This window comes from Massilia cavernae (assembly GCF_003590855.1).
Classification (GTDB): Bacteria; Pseudomonadota; Gammaproteobacteria; order Burkholderiales; family Burkholderiaceae_D; genus Telluria_A; species Telluria_A cavernae.
In genome coordinates this window covers 69,581-88,635 of the sequence record NZ_QYUP01000124.1, presented here as the reverse complement: position 1 = coordinate 88,635, position 19,055 = coordinate 69,581, and the positions used below count along the sequence as shown (strand labels likewise).

The window sequence follows — 19,055 nt, the reverse complement described above, 5'->3', positions numbered from 1 at the left end:
GCCGGCACGCGGGGACAATGTGAGCAAAATGGTGCAGGATTTCGAACAGTACAGCGCATGGCGCCAGAACGTCATGGCGGCGCTGGGCGCCTACCGGGAATGGGTCAACGCCGCCGAGCTGAGCGATGCGGCGACCGACCAGCGCCTGCTGCGCGCGCTCGACCGCATCCGCGACGACAAGCTGTCGGTGGCCTTCGTGGCCGAATTCTCGCGCGGCAAATCGGAACTGATCAACGCCCTGTTCTTCGCCGACTATGGCCAGCGCATCCTGCCATCGGCCGCCGGCCGCACCACGATGTGCCCGACGGAGCTGATGTACGACCCCGCCTTCCCGCCCTGCCTGCGCCTGCTGCCGATCGAAACCCGCGCCGGCCAGATGTCGACCAGCGACTACCGCGACGATGCGTCGGCGTGGACCGTGCTGCCGCTCGACCTCGATGCGCCCGACCGCATGCACGACACCTTCAAGCAGGTCAGCCTGACGCGCCACGTCAGCATCGACGAGGCGCGCAGCTACGGCCTGTATGACGAGACCGACCCGGACGCGGCGGCCACGCTGAACGACCAGGGCCTGGTCGAAATTTCGCTGTGGCGCCACGCGATCATCAACTTCCCGCACCCCTTGCTCAAGCAAGGGCTGGTGATTCTCGATACGCCTGGCCTGAACGCCATCGGCACCGAACCCGAACTGACGCTGAACCTGATCCCGAACGCGCACGCGGTGCTGTTCATCCTGGCCGCCGAAACCGGCGTCACCAAGAGCGACATCGAAGTCTGGCGCACGCACATCGGCGCGGGTACCGGCCGCATCGCGGTGCTGAACAAGATCGACGCCATGTGGGACGAGCTGAAAAGCGACGCCGAGAACGACGCCGAGATCGCGCGCCAGCAGGCCAGCGTGGCCCAGCTGCTTGCGCTGGAAACGCGCCAGGTGTACCCGGTGTCGGCGCAGAAGGCCCTGGTCGGCAAGATCAACAGCGACATGGCGCTGCTCGAAAAGAGCCGCCTCGCCGCGCTCGAAAGTGCGCTGTTCCTTGAGCTGATCCCGTCGAAGAAGGACATCATCCGCAACCAGCTGGCCGACGAACTGGCCGGCGTGGTCGGCGCGCAGCAAAGCATGATCGGCTCGCGCACGCGCGACATCGTCGAACAGCTGCAGGAACTGAAGAGCCTGCGCGGCAAGAACCAGACCGTGATCGCGCACATGATGCGCCGCATCGACGTCGAGAAAAGGGAATTCGACGCCAGCCTGATGAAACTCCAGGGCACGCGCTCGGTATTCGCGCGGCTGTCGACGGAGCTGTACACCACGCTCGGCATGGACGTGGTGCAGAACGAGATCAACACCGTGCGCGACGCGATGGAAGTCACGCGCTTCGCTACCGGCATGCGCGGCCCGGTGCGCCAGTTCTTCGACCAGGCCCGCCGCAACCTCGACGCATCGAACATCAAGATCGGCGAGATCAGCGCGATGATGGAAACGATGTACCGCAAGTTCTCGGCCGAGCATGGCCTGTCGCTGTCGGTGCCGATGCCGTTCTCGCTGAACAAATACAAGCGCGAAGTCGACGCCATTGAGGAAGCCTACTCGCGCCAGTTCGGCACCACCACGCTGATCATGAGCAGCCGTAACGTGATCATGGAACGCTTCTTCGACTCGATCGCATCGCGCGTGCGGCGCAGCTACCGCGCCGCCAATGCGGACGTCGAGGCATGGCTGAAGGTGATCATGGCGCCGCTCGAATCGCAGATCCGCCAGCACAAGGATCAGCTCAAGCATCGGCTGGCGTCGATCCAGCGCATCCACGATGCGACCGACAGCCTGGAACAGAAGATCCAGTCGTTCGAAACCACCCAGGAAGGGCTGGAAATGCTGAAGTCGAAGCTGACCCAGCTCGCGTACGGCGTGAATGTCGCCATCGAGTCCGACCTCCAGGCGCTGGAAGAAGCTGCGTGAGGCGCGCCACCGAATTCGAGGAACTGGCCGACCCCAGTTTCTCGGCCGCCGTCATCAGCTGGCAGAAGACGTACGGACGGCACGCGCTGCCGTGGCAAAACACGCGCGACGCCTACCGTATCTGGCTGTCCGAGATCATGCTGCAGCAGACCCAGGTCAGCGCGGTGCTCGGCTACTACGCGCGCTTCCTCGAACGTTTTCCCAGCCTCGCCGACCTTGCCGCCGCGCCGTCCGAAGACGTGATGGCGCTGTGGAGCGGGCTTGGCTACTATACGCGGGCGCGCAACCTGCATGCCTGCGCAAAGCGCGTGGTGGACGAATACGGCGGCGTGTTCCCGTCGGATCCGGCGCTGCTGGCGGACTTGCCTGGCATCGGACGTTCCACTGCCGCGGCCATCTCCGCGTTCTCCAGCGGAACCCGCGCGGCCATCCTGGACGGCAACGTGAAACGCGTGTTTGCGCGCACCTTCGGCATCGACCAGTTCCCCGGGATTAAGCCGGTGGAGGACGCGCTGTGGCGGCGTGCGGATGCGCTGCTGCCGATGGAAGGCATCGAGTCGTACACGCAGGGGTTGATGGACCTTGGGGCGACGCTGTGCACGCGCAGCAGCCCGGATTGCGGGCGCTGCCCATTGCAGCAGCGCTGCGTGGCGTTTGCCACGGGGCGCACGGCGGAACTGCCGGTGCGTAAGCCGAAGAAGGCGGTGCCGGAGAAGCAGGCGGTGATGATCGCGGTCGTCGATCGCGGACAGGTGCTGCTGGAGCAAAGGCCGGATTCGGGGATCTGGGGCGGATTGATGTCGCTGCCGGAGCTGGATGGGCACCAGGCGTTTGACGATGACGCTTCTGCTTCGATCGATGAGGTTGTGGTTGCGGCGCGGACGTTTGGCGAGGTCGAGGAGACCGAGGCGCTGCTGCCTCTGGTGCATGTGTTCACGCACTACAAGCTGCATATTTCGCCGTACCGTGTGGGTGTCACCAGGCGCGCGGAGCTCGTTACGAAGTATGTGTGGTGGGACTTGGCGAGGATTGACGACGCGCCATTGCCGGCGCCGGTGAAGAAGCTGCTGGCGCAACTGGCGACGTCGAATTTGTTCGGCTGAATTCGGCGGATGCACTCCGTTTATCCGCCCTACGTCGGGACGCCACAATAATACACACGTAGGGCGGATAAGCGCGTAGCGCACATCCGCCGTTTTTGTACGCCGGCCTACAACTCTTCCAACGAAAAAATCCTGCGGTGCTCGCGGATCGCATACCGGTCCGTCATCCCCGCGATGTAATCTGCGATCATGCGCGCCTGCTTTCCCACGTCGCCCGACGCGTCCTGGTAATCCGGCGGCAGCAGCACCGGCTCCGCCATGAACGCCTCGTACAGCTCGCGCACGATGCGGCTCGCCTTCACGCGCATCCGGTTCACCATGTAGTGCCGGTACAGGTTCTGCCGCAAAAAGCGCTTCAATTCGGTCGCGTCCTTGCGCATCCCGTCCGAAAAGCGGATCAGCGGCGCACTCGCCCTCACCTCGTCCACGCTGCCCGGATTCGCATCCTTCAGCAGCGCAGTTGACGTGACGATCAAATCATCCGCCAGCGCCGTGATCAAGCGCCGCAGTGTCTCGTAAATCGCGCGCCGTCCCGACAAGCCCGGATACACCGCCTGCACCTCGTGCCACAGCCGCGCGAAGAAATCCACCTGCTTCAGCTGCTCGATGGTGATCAGCCCCGAACGCAAGCCATCGTCGATGTCATGGCTGTTGTACGCGATTTCATCGGCCAGGTTGGTCAGCTGCGCTTCCAGCGACGGCTGCGTGCGGTCGATGAAACGCTGCGCCACCGGCCCCAGTGCCTTCGCATTGGTCAGCGAACAGTGCTTCAGGATGCCTTCGCGCGTTTCGAACATCAGGTTCAGGCCGTCGAACGCGCCGTAGTGCTGTTCCAGCGTGTCCACCACGCGCAGGCTTTGCAGGTTGTGCTCGAAGCCGCCGTGTTCCTTCATGCATTCGTTCAGCACGTCCTGCCCCACGTGCCCGAACGGCGTGTGGCCAAGGTCGTGCGCCAGCGCTACCGCTTCCACCAGGTCTTCGTTCAGGCGCAGGTTGCGCGCCAGCGAGCGCCCGATCTGCGCCACTTCCAGGCTGTGCGTCAGCCGCGTGCGGAACATGTCGCCTTCGTGGTTCAGGAATACCTGGGTCTTGTACTCCAGCCGGCGGAACGCGGAGCAGTGGATGATGCGGTCGCGGTCGCGCTGGAACTGGCTGCGCGACGCGTGCGCGGTTTCTCCAAAACGGCGTCCCCGCGCCGTTTCCGATTGCACGGCATAGGGAGCGAGGTACTGTTCCGGCGTCATGCTTATTTCACGCTGGCTTCGAGGGTGGCAAGCAGCAGTTCGCGCGGCACGGTCCTGATGTTCGCGCCTCCCAGCGGCTTGAGGAGGATGAAGCGGATGTCGCCGCCTTCGTTTTTCTTGTCCACTTCCATCAGCTCGAGCCAGCGCTCCGTGCCCAGGTCGGGCGCGACAACCGGCAGGCCCGCGGCCTTCACCAGCGCCCTCACCCGTTCGACCGCAGCCGGTTCGATGAAGCCGAGGCGGCACGACAGGTCGGCCGCCATCACCATGCCGCAGCCGACCGCTTCGCCGTGCAGCCAGTTGCCGTAGCCGAGGCCAGCTTCGATGGCGTGGCCGAAGGTGTGGCCGAAGTTGAGGATGGCGCGCAGGCCGCCTTCGCGTTCGTCCTGGCGCACGATGTCGGCCTTGATCTCGCACGAACGCGCGATCGCATGCGCCAGCGCGGCCTGGTCGCGCGCCACCAGCTTGCCGATGTTCTGCTCGATCCATTCGAAGAAGTCGGCGTCGATGATGGCGCCGTGCTTGATCACTTCGGCCAGGCCGGCCGCCAGTTCGCGCTCTGGCAGGGTCGCCAGCGTGCCGGTGTCGGCAACGACCGCGCGCGGCTGGTAGAAGGCGCCGATCATGTTCTTGCCGAGCGGGTGGTTGATGCCGGTCTTGCCGCCGACCGAGGAGTCGACTTGCGACAGCAGCGTGGTCGGCACCTGGATGAAAGGTACGCCGCGCATGTAGCTGGCCGCCGCATAGCCGGTCAGGTCGCCGATCACGCCGCCGCCCAGCGCCACCAGCGTGGTCTTGCGGTCGCACTTGTTGGCCAGCAGGGCGTCGAACACCAGCATCAGGGACGACCAGGTCTTGTACTCTTCGCCGTCGGGCAGCACGATGGTGATCACTTCGCGCCCGGCGGCGCGCAGCGGCCCGGCCACCCGTTCGAGGTAGAGCGGCGCCACGGTGGTGTTGGTGACGATGGCGACCTGGCGCCCGTCGATGTGGCGGGAGATCAGTTCGGGGTCGGCCAGCAGGTTGGCACCGATGGAAATCGGGTAGCTGCGTTCGCCGAGGTTGACGTTCAGGGTAGTGCTGGTTGCTTCGCTCATCGCGCCTCGCGTGTCAGGGTTTACGGGCGGCCATGCAGCCGACGCGGCAAGCGCCTCGAGCTGGGCCAGGATGGTGTTGACCATCGATTGTACGTTAGGGCGGCCGGTATCGATCACGAGGTCCGCAACCTCGCGGTACAGCGGCTCGCGCTGGGCCGTCAGTTCCTCCAGCTTCTTGCGCGGGTCGGGCGTCTGCAGCAGCGGGCGGTTCTTGTCGTGCGCGGTGCGCGCCAGGATGCTGTGGACGTTGGCGCGCAGGTAGATGACGGTGCCGCTGGCCTTGAGCAGCGCGCGCGTGTCGGGATTGAGCACGGCGCCACCGCCGGTGGCCAATACCAGGCCGCTGCGCGCGGTCAGGTCGCGGATGACGTCCGCTTCGCGCCGGCGGAAGCTCGGTTCGCCCTCTATTTCGAAAATCCAGGGGATGGAGGCGCCGGTGCGCGCCTCGATCTCATGGTCGGAATCGATGAAATCCATGCCCAGCTTGCGCGCCAGCAGCCGCCCGATGGTGGTCTTTCCCGCCCCCATCAGGCCGACGAGGATGATGTTGTGTTTGCGATCCAGCACGTGAAGTAGTTGGTCTGGTTAAAAAAAACGGCCAAGGTGATCCCTGGCCGTTTCTGGTTTTTCAGCCAAGCTTTATGGACAGGTTATTGGCATTGTAAACGGATAAGTCGTAATCAACTTGCCAAGTGGACTTGTGATGCTGACGCTGAAGGTCGCGCGGAGGTCGGCGGTGCACGGAACTGGCGCGGCGGCGCTCACCTTGAGCAGGTGCCATGAGCCTTGTCGTGCTACCAGCGGGCCGGAGGTGACGTCGGCGACCGGGTTGCCGAATTCGTCGGCCACCAGCACGTTGATGCTGGTCGCCGGCGTTTGCGGCGCGCTGTCGATGTTCAGGCCTTCGACATTGGGCGAGCCCACGCTCACCGAGAACGCGCGCTGCACCGGCAGGCCGGTGGTGACGACGATCGAGTCGAACAGCGTGAGAAGCCATTGTCGAGCGAAGCCTTGACGCGGAAGGTGGTCGCGATCTCGCCCGAGTGTGTTGCAATACCCTCAATTATCGTGCAGAAACACGGTCAGCGACGATCTTCGGCGTGATAAATACCAGCAGTTCGGTCTTGCTGGTGCTGCGGCCGGTGGTCTTGAACAGGTAGCCGAGCACCGGAACGTCGCCCAGCAGCGGGACCTTGTTCTCGCTGGTCGATTCGATTTGCTGGTAGATGCCGCCCAGGACCACGGTGCCGCCGTTTTCGACCATCACCTTGGTCTTCACGTGCTGGGTGTTGATCGCAAAGCCGGCGCGGGTTTCTTCGCCCTTCGAGTCCTTGTTGACGTCCACTTCCAGCACCACGTTGCCGTCCGGGGTGATCTGCGGCGTCACTTCCAGCCGCAGGTTGGCCTTCTTGAAGGTGATCGAGGTGGCGCCGCTGCTGGTGGCGACCTGGTACGGCAGTTCGATACCCTGCTCGATCACGGCGATCATCTTGTCTTCGGTGACCACGCGCGGGCTGGAGATGATCTTGCCCTTGCCGTCCGCTTCCAGCGCCGACAGCTCCAGATTCAGGAAGCGGTTGGCGGCCGACGAGAACAGGCTGAAGGCCAGCGTCGCAGGCGGCACCGCGCCGATCGCCGCGGCCGGCAGGTTGATGAACTGGGTGTTGGTGAAGCCGTCGCCGGTGTCCGGGGTCTGGCCGGTGACTTGGCCCGCTCCGGTCATGTTGCCGCCGATTGCCACGCGCTCGCCGCCGCCGAGCGAGAAGCCCGGCCGGCCGGCGCCGCTCAGGCCGCGCAGGTCGGCGAAGCCGAGCTTGGCGCCGAGGTTGCGCGAGAAGCCGTCGTTGGCTTCGACCAGGCGCGCTTCGATCAGCACCTGCTTGGAGGCGACGTCGGTTTTCTGGATCAGCTTGCGGATGTCCTCGATCTTGGACGGGATGTCGGTGACGAACAGCTGGTTGGTGCGCGGGTCGATCACCGCGCTGCCGCGCTTGGACAGCACGCGGTTCGGATTGTCGGCGCCGCCCGCCGCCGCGCCGCCGTCGGCGCCAAGGCCGAACACGGTGCGGAACGATTCAGCCTTCTGGTAGTTCAGCTGGAAGACTTCGGAGCGCATCGGCTCGAGGTCGGCGATCTGGGCGCGCTGTTCGAGTTCGAGCTTTTCCTTGGTCAGCAGTTCATCCTTCGGCGCGATCCACAGCACGTTGCCGTTCTTGCGCATGTCCAGGCCCTTGGCCTGCAGGACCACGTCGAGCGCCTGGTCCCACGGCACTTCGCGCAGGCGCAGGGTCAGGTTGCCGCTGACGGAATCGCTGGTGATGATGTTCAGGCCCGAGATGTCGGCGATCGCCTGCAGCGCCGCGCGCACTTCCACGTTCTGGAAGTTGAACGACAGCTTCTCGCCGCGGTAGCCCTGGGTGCCCTGGGTCAGGCGGTTCGGGTCTTCCTTGATCGGCTTGATGTCGACCACCAGCTGGGTCTCGCTCTGGTACACGCTCTGTTCCCACAGGCCGTTCGATTCGATCGTCATGCGCACGTTTTCGCCGCTTGGGGCGGTGGTGACCAGGCTGACCGGGGTGCCGAAGTCGGACACGTCGAGGCGGCGGCGCAGGGTTTCAGGCAGCGCCGTCTTGAGGAAGTCGACCACCACCTTGTTGCCGGCCTGGCGCACGTCGACGCCGACCTGGCTGTTCGGCAGGTCGACCACGATGCGGCCTTCGCCGTTCGGGCCGCGGCGGAAATCGAGGTCGCGCAGCGATTGGCGACCAGTGGGAGCCGATCGGGCGCTCTCCACAGGGGCTGCAACCGGCACGCCGGCGCGGTCGAGCGCCTGCGCCACGCCGCCGGAACCGTCGACCGTCACGATCACCGACTTGCCGTCGATCGCGGTGGCATAGTTGAGCGGACGCTTCAGGTTCAGCACCAACCGCGTGCGGGCGCCTGCCTGCACCACGTTAATCGTGCGCAGGTCGCCCAGGTTGACCTCTTGGGCGCTGCTGCCGGTGGCGTTGGCGGTGGCGCCGAAATCGAGCGCGATGCGGCTCGGGTTGGTGATCGAAAAACCGATCGGCGGCTTGGCGGGCGGATTCTTCATCGCGATGTTGACGATGACGTTCGAACCCTGCTGGTTCGCCGTGATCGACTCGATCGCATTTTCCTGCGCCAGCGCGGCACTGCTGCCGAGGGCCAGGGCCAGCCACGCGCCCACGCGGAGCGCGCAGCCCCGCAGGGTCATGGCGCCGTTCATTCGTAATGCGATCATTTTGCCGTCTCCTTACTTTCCTGCAATTCCAACTTCGACATGCGCTCGACCCAATCGCCGGTGGCGTCCTGAACCACTTCCCTGATAACCACGGCCTGCTCCGTCACGCCAGTGACGACGCCGAAGTTCTGGCCGATGCGCTGGCCCGCCCTTACCTGATGCACCTGGCGGTCTATCTGCAGCAGCGCGTGGTTGACGCTGCCCTTTTGCAGCAGTCCGACCATCTGCATGGTATCGAGCGGGAAAGTCTCCAGCAATTCCTTGCGCCGCTCGGTGTCCGGCTTGAGCGGGTTGTCCGAACGCGCGTCGGTGCGTGCCAGTTCGGCCAGCAGCTTGTCCTGGCTGAACGGCTCGATCGCGCCGCCGGCCTGGTAGGCGAGCGGGATGAAAGTCTTCGGCTCGGTCAGCGGCTTGACCCGGACCGGGGTGTTCTTGCGGGTCTCGTCCATCCACTGCTGGACTTCGCGCACGTCGCTGTCGCCGCAGCCGGCCAGCACGGCGGCGGCCAGCGCCAGCGCGGCGGTCTTGATCAGGCGCGTCATTGTGCAGCTCCTTGCTTTTTCTTCGCAGCGGCCTGCTTCTCGGCCTTCTCGCGTTCCTTGCGTACTTCACGCTGGGTCGCCGCTTCCTCCGGGTCGAGGTAGCGGAAGGTCTTGGCCACCGCGTCCAGCACCAGCGAGCCATCCTTGGCGGTGGTCAGCGACATGTTGTTCAGGGTGACGATGCGCGGCAGGTGCGCCATGTCGCCGGCGAAAGCGCCGATGTCGTGGTAGCTGCCGGTGACCTTGATGTCGATCGGCAGTTCGGCGTAGTAGTCGCGCACCACCACCTGGCCCGGCTTGAACAGCTCGAACTGCAGGCCGCGGCCCACGCCGGCCTGGTTGATGTCCGACAGCAGCGCCGCCATCTCGGCCTTGCTCGGCAACTGCTTCTGCAGGCGCTCGACGTACTGGTCGACCTGGCGCTTCTGCTCCTGCAGCGCCTCGAGGTTGATCGCTTCCGCGATCTTGACGGTGTACTCCTGGCGCAGCGTCGCTTCCTTGGCGGCGCCGGCCTCCTGCTCCTCGAATTGCGCGCTCCAGTACAGGAAGTAACCGGCCACGATGACGGCGGCCATCACGCCCAGCGCCAGCATCAGGCGCGGCGCCAGCGGCCACTGGCCGGGAGGGCGGCCCTGCAAGCCCTGGAACTGGGCGCCGATGGACTGCGACAGGTCTTTCAGGTCGATGTTCTTGTTCATGATTTGTCTCCGCCGACGGCGGCCGCTTTGCCGTCACCCGCCTTGCCGTCGGCCACGGCGGCTGCCGCGGCGTCGAGGTCGCGCGGACGCTTGATGAAGACCCCCAGCGTGAATTCCACGACCTTGCGGCCGCCCTTGCCCTGTGCCAGCGGCACCGCGCGCACTTCGGTCAGGTCGGGACGCTCAAGCCACTGCGAATTGCCGGCCAGGTTGCGCAGCAGTTCGGCCACGCGCTCCTGCGACTGCGCGAAGCCGGAAACGATGACGCGCTGGCCGTCCTGGCGGAACGACTTGAGGTACACGCCTTCCGGGGTCTGTCGCACCAGTTCGTCGAGCAGGTAGACCGGCTGGTTGCGGTCGCCCTGCAGGTCTTCCACCGCCTGCTGGCGCGCCTTCAGCGCTTCGATTTCCAGCTTGAGGGTGGCGATCTGGCCGATCTTGACGTCAAGCTCCGCGTTGGCGGCCGTGATGACGCGGTTGCGCTCGTCCTGGATCGAGATGCGGCTGGCGTTGTAGCCGCCGACCATCAGCACCACGACCACGCCGAGCACGCCGCCCAGCGCCATCAGCGCGACGAACGCGGCCTGCTTCTGCTTGCGCTTCGCTTCCCGGTGGGGAAGCAGGTTAATCTTGATCATGCTGCGCCCTTTCGCAAGGCCAGTCCGCACGCGACCAGGTAGGCCGGCGCTTCGGTGCGCAGCTGCGACTCGCGCACGGCGGGCGCCAGCTGCATGCCCTTGAACGGCGAGACCACGGCGCTGGAGATGCGGGTGCGGCTGGCCACGATGTCGAGCAGTCCCGGCATCAGCGCGCAGCCGCCGGCCAGGTACAGCTGGTCGATACGGGTGTAAGGGGTGGAGGTGTAGAAGAACTGGATGGCGCGGGTGATTTCCAGCGCCGCGCTCTCGAGGAAGGGCGTCAGCAATTCAGCCTGGTAGTTTTCCGGCAGGTCGCCGGCGCGCTTGCGCGTCTCGGCCTCCTCCATCGACAAGCCGTAGGTGCGGACGATATCCTGGGTAAGCTGGCTGCCGCCGAACGGCTGCTCGCGCTCGTAGATGGTGTCGCCGTCGAGCATGACCGAAATATGGGTGACTTGGGCGCCGATCTGGAACAGCGCCACGATCTGGCCGGCGCCGGCTTGCGGCGTCAGCGCGATCACGCGGTCGAGCGCGGCGCGCGCCGCATACGATTCGATATCCATCACGACCGCGGTCAGGCCGGCCGCTTCGGCCAGCGCCACGCGATCCTCGACCTTCTCCTTGCGCGACGCGGCCAGCATCACCTCGATGTCGTCGGGCGAATTGGCGGCAGGGCCGATCACGTCGAAGTCGAGGCTCACCTCGTCGAGCGCGAAAGGGATATACTGGCTGGCCTCGGATTCGACCTGCACTTCGAGCTGGTCCTCCGCCAAGCCCGCGGGCAGGATGATCTTTTTGGTAATGACGGAAGCGGGCGGCATGCCGAGCGCCACCAGCTTGACGCGGGTGCCGCTCTTTTTCCAGACGCGGCGCACCGCCTCCGAGACCTGCTCCAGGTTTTCGATATTGCCGTCGACCACGGCGCCGCGCGGCAGCGGTTCGGAAGCATAACGCTCGAGCCGCAATTCGCCCTTGCCGAGCTGAGCCAGCTCAACAAGGCGGACGCTCGACGTACTGACGTCCAACCCGATCAAGGGAGGACTGGATTGCCCGAACAAGGAAGCTATATTAACCATCACGAGCCCATTCCTCCCATCATTTCCATCAATTGATTATATCGGCGCAAATTGCTTTGCAGAAATAATAATATTGAAGGTCATTTCCGGGTAATTTGATATAAAACCGTTATTTAGGCGGCATACATAAGACAGTACATTAAATCGTAGCAACAACGCCGATTGGATGTAAAGGTATTTCTGCATTGGAACTTTCCGGCCATGGGCGGATACGCCACACTCTGTGAACGCCCTGACATCATAGTTGTCGGCAGGTTCACGAAGCACCTGGAAAACCCGGTTTTTACAGGACGGCGCGGCTTTGGCAGTGCTTTATAATGACCCGAATCAATAGTGAGAGATCCACCCGCATGACTGCTTCCCAAACGGAAAAATCGCATTCCCCAAAACGCAGCACCAAACGAATACTCCTGATTGCGCTAGGCATAGTCACCGGCAGCGGCCTGGTGGCGCTGCTGATCGTGGTATTCGCGCTGGCGATGGCTTATCCGAACCTGCCCGCGCTCGATACCCTGACCGATTACCGCCCCAAAATGCCGCTGCGGATTTTCTCCGCAGATAACGTGCTGATCGGCGAATTCGGCGAAGAGCGGCGCACGCTGGTGCATATCAAGGACATTCCCGACGTCATGAAAAAGGCGGTGCTGGCGATCGAGGACGACAGCTTCTATGAGCACAGCGGCGTGCACTACAAGGGCATCCTGCGCGCGGCGCTGCACAACGCCACCGGCACCGGCGGGCGCCAGGGCGCGTCCACCATCACCCAGCAGGTGGCGCGCAACTTCTTCCTGTCGTCCGAGCAGACCCTCAAGCGCAAGGCCTACGAGATCCTGCTGGCGTGGAAAATCGAGAAGAGCCTGACCAAGGACCAGATCCTCGAGGTCTATATGAACCAGATCTACCTGGGCCAGCGCGCCTACGGCTTCTCGTCGGCGGCGCAGATCTACTTCGGCAAGGAGCTGAAGGACATCAGCGTGGCGGAGGCGGCGATGCTGGCCGGCCTGCCGAAGGCGCCGTCCGCGTACAACCCGGTGGTCAATCCGAAGCGCGCGCGCACCCGCCAGCAGTACATCCTGCAGCGCATGCGCGACCTCGGCTACATCACACCGGCGCAATACGCGACCGCCAAGGACGAGGTACTGAAGATCAAGACCGACTCCAACGAGTTCGGCGTGCACGCGGAATACGTGGCCGAGATGGCGCGCCAGCTGGTGTACGAGCAGTTCAAGGAAGAGACCTACACGCGCGGGCTGAACGTGTTCACCACCATCACCAAGGCCGACCAGGACGCCGCCTACCTGGCGCTGCGCCGCGGCGTGATGGAATACGAACGGCGCCAGGCGTACCGCGGCCCGGAAGCCTACATCGATATCCCTGGTGTGAAGGAAGAAGCCGACGAAGCGATCGAAACCGAGCTGGCCGAGCATCCCGACAGCGACGACATCATCGCCGCGATGGTGCTGAAGGCGTCGCCGCAGGAAGTGGTGGCGGTGACGGCGTCGGGCGAAGAGATCAGGATCACCGGCTCCGGACTCGCGTTCGCGCAAACGGGGCTGTCGTCCAAGGCCGCGCCCAACCGCCGCATCAAGCGCGGCGCGGTGGTGCGCGTGACCCAGGGCGGCGGCACGACCTGGAGCATCACCCAGATGCCGGAAATCGAATCGGCCTTCATCGCGGCCGACACCCAGGACGGCGCGATCAAGGCGCTGGTGGGCGGCTTCGACTACAACCGCAACAAGTTCAACCACGTGACGCAGGCATGGCGCCAGCCGGGATCGGCATTCAAGCCGTTTATCTACTCCGCCTCGCTGGAACGCGGACTGTCGCCGGCCACGCTGATCAACGACGCACCGATCTCGTTCGACGCGGGGCAAACCGGCGGCCAGCCGTGGGAACCGAAGAACTACGACAGCAAGTACGAAGGACCGATGACGATGCGGCGCGGGCTGACCAAGTCGAAGAACATGGTCTCGATCCGGATCCTGAACCGCATCGGCGCCAAGTACGGCCAGGAATACACATCGCGCTTCGGCTTCGACGCCGACAAGAACCCGCCGTACCTGACGCTCGCGCTGGGCGCCGGCGCCACCACGCCGCTGCAGCTGGCCGGCGCGTACGCCGTGTTCGCGAACGGCGGCTTCCGCGTCAGCCCTTACCTGATCACCAAGGTCACCGACAGCAACGGCACGGTGCTGTCGCAGGCGTCGCCGGACCGGGCTGGCGACGAAGGCAACCGCGTGATCGACGAACGCAACGCCTTCCTGGTCGACAGCATGCTGAGGGACGTGGTCCGCTACGGCACCGCGACCAAGGCGCTGTCGCTCAAGCGCACCGACATCTCGGGCAAGACCGGGACGACCAACGACTCGGTCGACGCCTGGTTCGCCGGCTACAACCCGAAGCTGGTCGGCATTGCATGGATCGGCTTCGACCAGCCCAAGAACCTCGGCAACAGGGAAACCGGCGGCGGCCTGGCGCTGCCGATCTGGATCGGCTACATGAACAAGGCGCTGATGGGCGTGCCGGTGGAAGAGCGGCCGGTACCGCAAGGGCTGGTGCACTCCGGCGAAGAGTACTACTACGCCGAGAACCCGCCGGGCACGGGCGTCCAGAGCATCGACGTCGGCGTGCGCAGCACACCGGCCGAAGAGCAGGTGAAGGACGCGGTCAAGAACGAGCTGTTCTAACAGCAATCTTTCTTAAATCGGGGTCAGACCACCATTTCCGAAATGTTTCGGAAATGGTGGTCTGACCCTGAGCCTTCCCCTCATATTTCGTACGTCTCGAGCATGGACCCGAGCTCGTTCAACGCTTCGGCGATTTGACGTCGCGTTAAGAGTGCCGAGCTGTGATATTGCAGCCAGTGGCGCGCTAGCGACAGGATGGATAGGGTGGCAGCCGCTTTCTTGCGACTGCCATAGTGAACAGCGAACCCGTTGCGGCGTACGGCCAAGCCGATCAGCCACAGCGCGAACGCAAGCAGCGATGCGATGAGCAACAAGATGGTGAGTCGATGTGGCTTGCGTGTTTGGCTGCTGCTGAGCCCCATTCCCCATTGGGAGCTTTTGAGGTCGCGGAACGTCTGCTCGATCTGCATGCGGCCCTGGTACAAATTAACAACCGCCTTGGCACTGAGCCTCGACAGGCGTGGCGAAACAGCCAGCAACCACGGCTCCCGTTGCCCTGCGCTCTGCTTCTTACTATGGTGGCTCTGCGATTTTTTCCCGAACACAGTCTTGCATGTGCGCCCTTTGGGTACTCTCTTGATCATCACCAAACGGCATGGCACAGGGTTCGAACGGACGTAATTGAAGCTCCCCAGGTCGCGTGCACGTCCCTTCGTGTCCGCGAAATGCTCTTTGCAACCGCGCCAGTCACTTTTGCCACTGGGGGTCACCATGTCGCGGTTTCGGATGCGTCCTATCCAGGCAAACCCGAGTTGATCGAGCATCTTGAACCACGCGGCGCGAAAGCCGGCATCGGTGATGATCAAGGGCTGACAATGGGCTGGCAGCACCGAGCGTAGCGTCTTCATGAACTCGCGGTGCACCGAAGCCGCACCATACTGCGCGGTGGGGTGTATCTCTTCATAGATGACGATAGCGCGGCCCTTCACAACGACAGCCGCACGCAGCACGTGTTGGCTGATGTCGGCTAACAAATCGGACCAGTCCACGATAATGCTGATCTTCGATTGGCCTTGCAAGACGCGCTGCGCGACTGCGCGAAATATCTCCACGCGTTCGGTCGCCAGATGGGGATTGCTCAACAGCCGATCACAGCGCTTGATGCGATGACGCAATGAGCTCGAGCCTTGCACAGACTTACTCATCTTCAGCAAACCAAGCCCGCCACTCCGCGCCGCCTCAATCATCAAGGCAAGGCAATGCCGGCGTTTGGCGTGTATCGATGGGCATTGATCGGCTAACAAATCTTGTATGATTCGTCCTGCATGCATAGTCTGTTCCTTTCGTTCGCAGTTTGGTCGCTACAAACGAAAGGGTTAACACAGCCATGCATGCGCCGTTTTTGGGATTAGAAGTTAACAGGCATCCAGCCTGTTTACAAGCAATTTTTGAGGGGAAGGCTCAGGGTCTGACCCTAATGGCGTTGACTTAAGCTATTTTCTTAGTTTTCCTGAATGGGTAGCGCTGCGATTTCGATTTAACGACCCGGTCATGTTTCCTGCCGGGTCGTTTTACAGTGAGCTCGGTGACGAGCCTTTGCCGCATGTTCTGAAGCAAGGATGGCAGCTTGCCTTGCGCCCGAGTGGCGGCAGCCCAAAGCAGTTCATATTGGATGGTGTGAAACGCACGCACGAAACTGATGTCGGTCGGGGCACATCCGGCATCGAGCGCCGCCTTCGCGATTTCAAGTCGAATCAGGTTGTAGGCAATAATCGCGCCCCAAATCTCCTGCATGACGCCGTCGACCGTTTGACTACGCAACGTCAACGCCATGCCCATCATTGATTGTTTGAGCTCGCGGTAACTGGTTTCAATGTGCCAGCGGCGGGCGTAGCACGCGATCAGTTCAGCGGCCTTAAATGCGATGCGATCGGTCAGGGATGTGAGCAAGAAATGCTTTTGGCCTTTCGAATCGATCATCGCGATAGCGCGTGCGCGCCAAGTCTTGGACAGCTCGGGCGCCTTCTTGCGCGCCGCTGCCGACACTTGCATTTCCACGATCGCGTCATCTGGACCACCTTCGATAACGGTCCATTTGGTATTACTCTTGGCGGGAACGAGGAAATGACGATTGCGCCCGCGAGTGGTGATTCGACACAGCAGCTCCGCAGACAAGAAACCTTTATCGACGACGGTCAGCGAATCGTCGGCGATGCTGTCGATAAGTTCCATTGCGAAGGCTTTTTCGCTGGTGGCGTAAGGACCAAATCGTGCGTCGACAACCAGATGGGTGGGCACATGGGTCAGGGTCGCGCCGCGCACCTGGGGATAGCTCGCGACAGTCCCCTTGGCATAGGCCTGCGCCCCGAAGTGGGCCCGGTTTGCCGCACTGTCTTGGGTGCGCAGAGTGGTGCCGTCGATTGCCAATAAAACGAGGCCGTTGAACAGGTAGGCTTCTTTGTCCTGGCTGCTCCACGCCTTCGCCGACATCTGGCAAAGCCACTCGACGGGCTTCGCGCCAAGTCGCTGGCGCGCTCGTGTCACCGCACCATCCGTCACAAACGGCGCTGTTACGTTTGGCAGCGCCAAGTCCAGTTCAGCGAGTACCTCGCCGATAGAATGATGGCGATACAGCGCCAGTGCGATCACTAACCAGACGACCTGCTGCGCCGGGAGGCGACGATGGCGTATGCTTGCCTTCCCTTGCTCCACAAGGGCGGCCTCTATCCATTCAAACGGCAAATGTTCGCCGAGTCGGTTCCAGTCGAACGGCTCAGGTACTTCGTTGGCAAACAATATGGCGTCTGAAAGTATCACGCCGCAAAGTTAACACAACAAAATATTGTTTACAACACCAGAGCCACGAAAAAGTGGGCTTCAAAAGCTTAAGTCAACGCCATTATGGTCTGACCCCGATTAACGGAAATGGTGGTCTGACCCCGATTAATGAAATGTTTTTAGAGGGTGACGGGAGTGCCGCCCTGGGCGCTGGCGAGGGCGGAGAGGGAGGCGAACAGCTCGCTGCCGTCGCGGGTGTTGAGCCATTGGCCGTCGGCGCGCTTGTAGTGGAAACCGCCGGACTTGGCCGCGACCCACATTTCCTGCAGCGGCGCCTGGCTGTTGACGATGATCCTGGTGCCGTTGGCGATGAATTCGATCTCGAGCACGTTGCCGCTGCGCTTGCATTCGACGTCGATCACGTCTTCGTCGTTCAGCCTGTCCATCGCCGCTTCTATCTTGTCCAGCGTGCTTTCGGCCAGGTCCAGGAATTCGGTTTCGCTCATCATGCTACACTCCAAGGTCTTCAATCAAACTGTGATTCTAATCGTGAAGTCCTCCATTGCGCTGAATATCGGCACCGCCGCCATGGTCTTCGGCCTGCTGTCGGGCTGCGGCCAGACCGGCCCCCTGTACATGCCGACGCCGCCCGCCAAGCCCCAGCCAGTCCCGGCCCAGCCGCCCGCAATGCCTCCCGTTTCTTCTTCCGTCGCCCAGTAAATACCTTATGTCGCACTTCTCCTATCAAGACGGCGTCCTGCACGCCGAAAGCACTTCCTTGCCCGCCATCGCCGACCAGTTCGGAACCCCGACCTACGTGTATTCGAAGGCGGCGCTGCTGGCGAACTTCGCGTCGTACGCCGACGCCTGCGCCGGCCGCGATGCGCTGATCTGCTACGCGATGAAGGCGAATTCGAACCTGGCCATCCTCGACCTGCTGGCGCGCGAAGGCGCGGGCTTCGATATCGTGTCGGGCGGCGAACTGCTGCGCGTGCTGGCGGCGGGCGGCGATCCGCGCAAGGTGATCTTCTCGGGCGTGGGCAAGACCGTCGACGAGATCCGCCTGGCGCTGTCGCACGACATCCTGTGCTTCAACGTGGAGTCGATCCCGGAACTGCACCGCATTAACCAGGTCGCCGGCGAAATGGGCAAGACCGCGCCGGTGTCGCTGCGCGTGAACCCGAACGTGGACGCGAAGACCCACCCTTACATCGCCACCGGCCTGAAGGCCAACAAGTTCGGCGTGGCGTTCGACGATGCGCTCGATACCTACCGCGCCGCCGCCTCGCTGCCCCACCTGCAGGTGGTCGGCATCGACTGCCATATCGGCTCGCAGCTGCTGGACGACGCGCCGCTGCTGGAGGCGCTGGACAAGGTGATCGAGCTGATCGATACGCTGGCCGCGGAAGGCCTCACCATCCATCACCTGGACATGGGCGGCGGCATCGGCATCAACTACGGCGAAGCCGGCGAGGCCGAGCCTGTGCCGGTGGGCGATTACCTGCGCCGCGTGTTCGCGCGCATCGACGCCTGGCGCGCGGAGAAGTACGACGGCAAGCCGATCAAGGTGGCGTTCGAACCGGGCCGCTCGATCGTGGGCGATACCGGCCTGCTGCTGACCCGTGTCGAGTTCCTGAAGCCGGGCACGGAGAAGAATTTCTGCATCGTCGACGCGGCGATGAACGACCTGATGCGTCCTGCCCTTTACCAGGCGTGGATGGCTGTGCAGCCGGTGGTGCCGCACGCAGGCGAGACGGTGACGTATGACGTGGTAGGGCCGGTGTGCGAGTCGGGCGACTGGCTGGCGCGCGAGCGGGCGCTGGCGGTGAATGCGGGCGACCTGCTGGCAGTGATGCAGGCCGGCGCATATGGCTTGACCATGTCGTCCAATTACAATACCCGCGGCCGCGCAGCCGAGGTGATGGTCGATGGCGACAAGGTTCACCTCATTCGCAAGCGCGAGAATCCGGCGGATTTGTTTGCGCTGGAGTCGGTGATCAAGTAATCGCGTTGGCGTTCGGCGGTTGACACCT

16 protein-coding genes are annotated in these 19,055 nt (G+C 63.3%); 5 read left to right on the top strand and 11 right to left on the bottom strand.

Going from position 1 to position 19,055, the window contains the following annotated elements; translation table 11 throughout:
* Positions 1 to 28 precede the first annotated feature (28 nt).
* Both D3872_RS26600 and mutY read left to right on the top strand, forming a co-directional pair.
* Positions 29 to 1,957: a dynamin family protein gene (locus tag D3872_RS26600; RefSeq protein ID WP_229459367.1), complete on the top strand. Its 1,929-nt coding sequence runs from the start codon at positions 29 to 31 to the stop codon at positions 1,955 to 1,957.
* The gene (gene mutY, locus D3872_RS16460) at positions 1,954 to 3,060 is read left to right on the top strand and encodes an A/G-specific adenine glycosylase (protein ID WP_229459364.1); all 1,107 of its coding nucleotides are present in this window, start codon (positions 1,954 to 1,956) and stop codon (positions 3,058 to 3,060) included. The genes D3872_RS26600 and mutY overlap by 4 nt, the downstream gene beginning before the upstream one ends.
* Positions 3,061 to 3,167: 107 nt before the next feature.
* Here the strand turns inward: mutY and D3872_RS16455 are convergent, their stop codons facing one another.
* From D3872_RS16455 to D3872_RS16420, 8 genes are all read right to left on the bottom strand, one after another.
* Entirely contained in the window at positions 3,168 to 4,304 is a 1,137-nt protein-coding gene (locus tag D3872_RS16455; RefSeq protein WP_119811818.1) for a deoxyguanosinetriphosphate triphosphohydrolase, read from the bottom strand.
* A 2-nt stretch (positions 4,305 to 4,306) separates the two neighbouring features.
* A complete protein-coding gene (gene aroKB / locus D3872_RS16450) occupies positions 4,307 to 5,929 on the bottom strand; it encodes a bifunctional shikimate kinase/3-dehydroquinate synthase AroKB (RefSeq protein WP_119811833.1) in 1,623 nt (540 codons plus the stop codon).
* Between the two features lie 111 nt (positions 5,930 to 6,040).
* Complete coding sequence (locus D3872_RS16445; protein WP_119811817.1) at positions 6,041 to 6,349, bottom strand: hypothetical protein; 309 nt, start codon at positions 6,347 to 6,349, stop codon at positions 6,041 to 6,043.
* Positions 6,350 to 6,464: 115 nt separating this feature from the next.
* Positions 6,465 to 8,648, bottom strand: a complete 2,184-nt coding sequence (locus tag D3872_RS16440) for a type IV pilus secretin PilQ (RefSeq protein WP_119811816.1) — start codon at positions 8,646 to 8,648, stop codon at positions 6,465 to 6,467.
* Between the two features lie 11 nt (positions 8,649 to 8,659).
* Complete coding sequence (locus D3872_RS16435; protein ID WP_119811815.1) at positions 8,660 to 9,205, bottom strand: pilus assembly protein PilP; 546 nt, start codon at positions 9,203 to 9,205, stop codon at positions 8,660 to 8,662.
* Complete coding sequence (locus tag D3872_RS16430; RefSeq protein ID WP_119811814.1) at positions 9,202 to 9,903, bottom strand: type IV pilus inner membrane component PilO; 702 nt, start codon at positions 9,901 to 9,903, stop codon at positions 9,202 to 9,204. The genes D3872_RS16435 and D3872_RS16430 overlap by 4 nt, the downstream gene beginning before the upstream one ends.
* Positions 9,900 to 10,541, bottom strand: coding sequence for a PilN domain-containing protein (locus D3872_RS16425; protein WP_119811813.1), 642 nt, complete (start codon positions 10,539 to 10,541; stop codon positions 9,900 to 9,902). Before D3872_RS16425 ends, D3872_RS16430 begins: the two co-directional genes overlap by 4 nt.
* Entirely contained in the window at positions 10,538 to 11,617 is a 1,080-nt protein-coding gene (locus D3872_RS16420) for a pilus assembly protein PilM (RefSeq protein ID WP_119811812.1), read from the bottom strand. Before D3872_RS16420 ends, D3872_RS16425 begins: the two co-directional genes overlap by 4 nt.
* A 350-nt stretch (positions 11,618 to 11,967) precedes the next feature.
* On the opposite strand from D3872_RS16420, the gene D3872_RS16415 reads away from it, so the two are divergent.
* The gene (locus D3872_RS16415; protein ID WP_119811811.1) at positions 11,968 to 14,304 is read left to right on the top strand and encodes a penicillin-binding protein 1A; all 2,337 of its coding nucleotides are present in this window, start codon (positions 11,968 to 11,970) and stop codon (positions 14,302 to 14,304) included.
* 80 nt (positions 14,305 to 14,384) lie between these two features.
* Here D3872_RS16415 and D3872_RS16410 read toward each other — a convergent pair whose 3' ends face one another.
* The 3 genes from D3872_RS16410 to cyaY all read right to left on the bottom strand — a co-directional run bounded on the left by D3872_RS16410 (position 14,385) and on the right by cyaY (position 17,528).
* On the bottom strand, positions 14,385 to 15,449 hold the full coding sequence (locus D3872_RS16410) for an IS4 family transposase (protein WP_182915718.1): 1,065 nt from the start codon (positions 15,447 to 15,449) through the stop codon (positions 14,385 to 14,387).
* 283 nt (positions 15,450 to 15,732) lie between these two features.
* Positions 15,733 to 17,058: an IS4 family transposase gene (locus D3872_RS16405; protein ID WP_119811147.1), complete on the bottom strand. Its 1,326-nt coding sequence runs from the start codon at positions 17,056 to 17,058 to the stop codon at positions 15,733 to 15,735.
* A gap of 143 nt (positions 17,059 to 17,201) precedes the next feature.
* Positions 17,202 to 17,528 (bottom strand): iron donor protein CyaY, encoded by a 327-nt coding sequence (gene cyaY / locus D3872_RS16400; RefSeq protein ID WP_119811810.1) that lies wholly within the window; start codon positions 17,526 to 17,528, stop codon positions 17,202 to 17,204.
* 43 nt (positions 17,529 to 17,571) lie between these two features.
* Between cyaY and lptM the strand changes: the two genes are divergently transcribed.
* Together lptM and lysA are read left to right on the top strand one after the other, a co-directional pair.
* Positions 17,572 to 17,742: an LPS translocon maturation chaperone LptM gene (gene lptM, locus D3872_RS16395; RefSeq protein ID WP_229459362.1), complete on the top strand. Its 171-nt coding sequence runs from the start codon at positions 17,572 to 17,574 to the stop codon at positions 17,740 to 17,742.
* Positions 17,743 to 17,749: 7 nt separating this feature from the next.
* A complete protein-coding gene (lysA, locus tag D3872_RS16390) occupies positions 17,750 to 19,027 on the top strand; it encodes a diaminopimelate decarboxylase (RefSeq protein ID WP_119811808.1) in 1,278 nt (425 codons plus the stop codon).
* Positions 19,028 to 19,055: the final 28 nt, after the last annotated feature.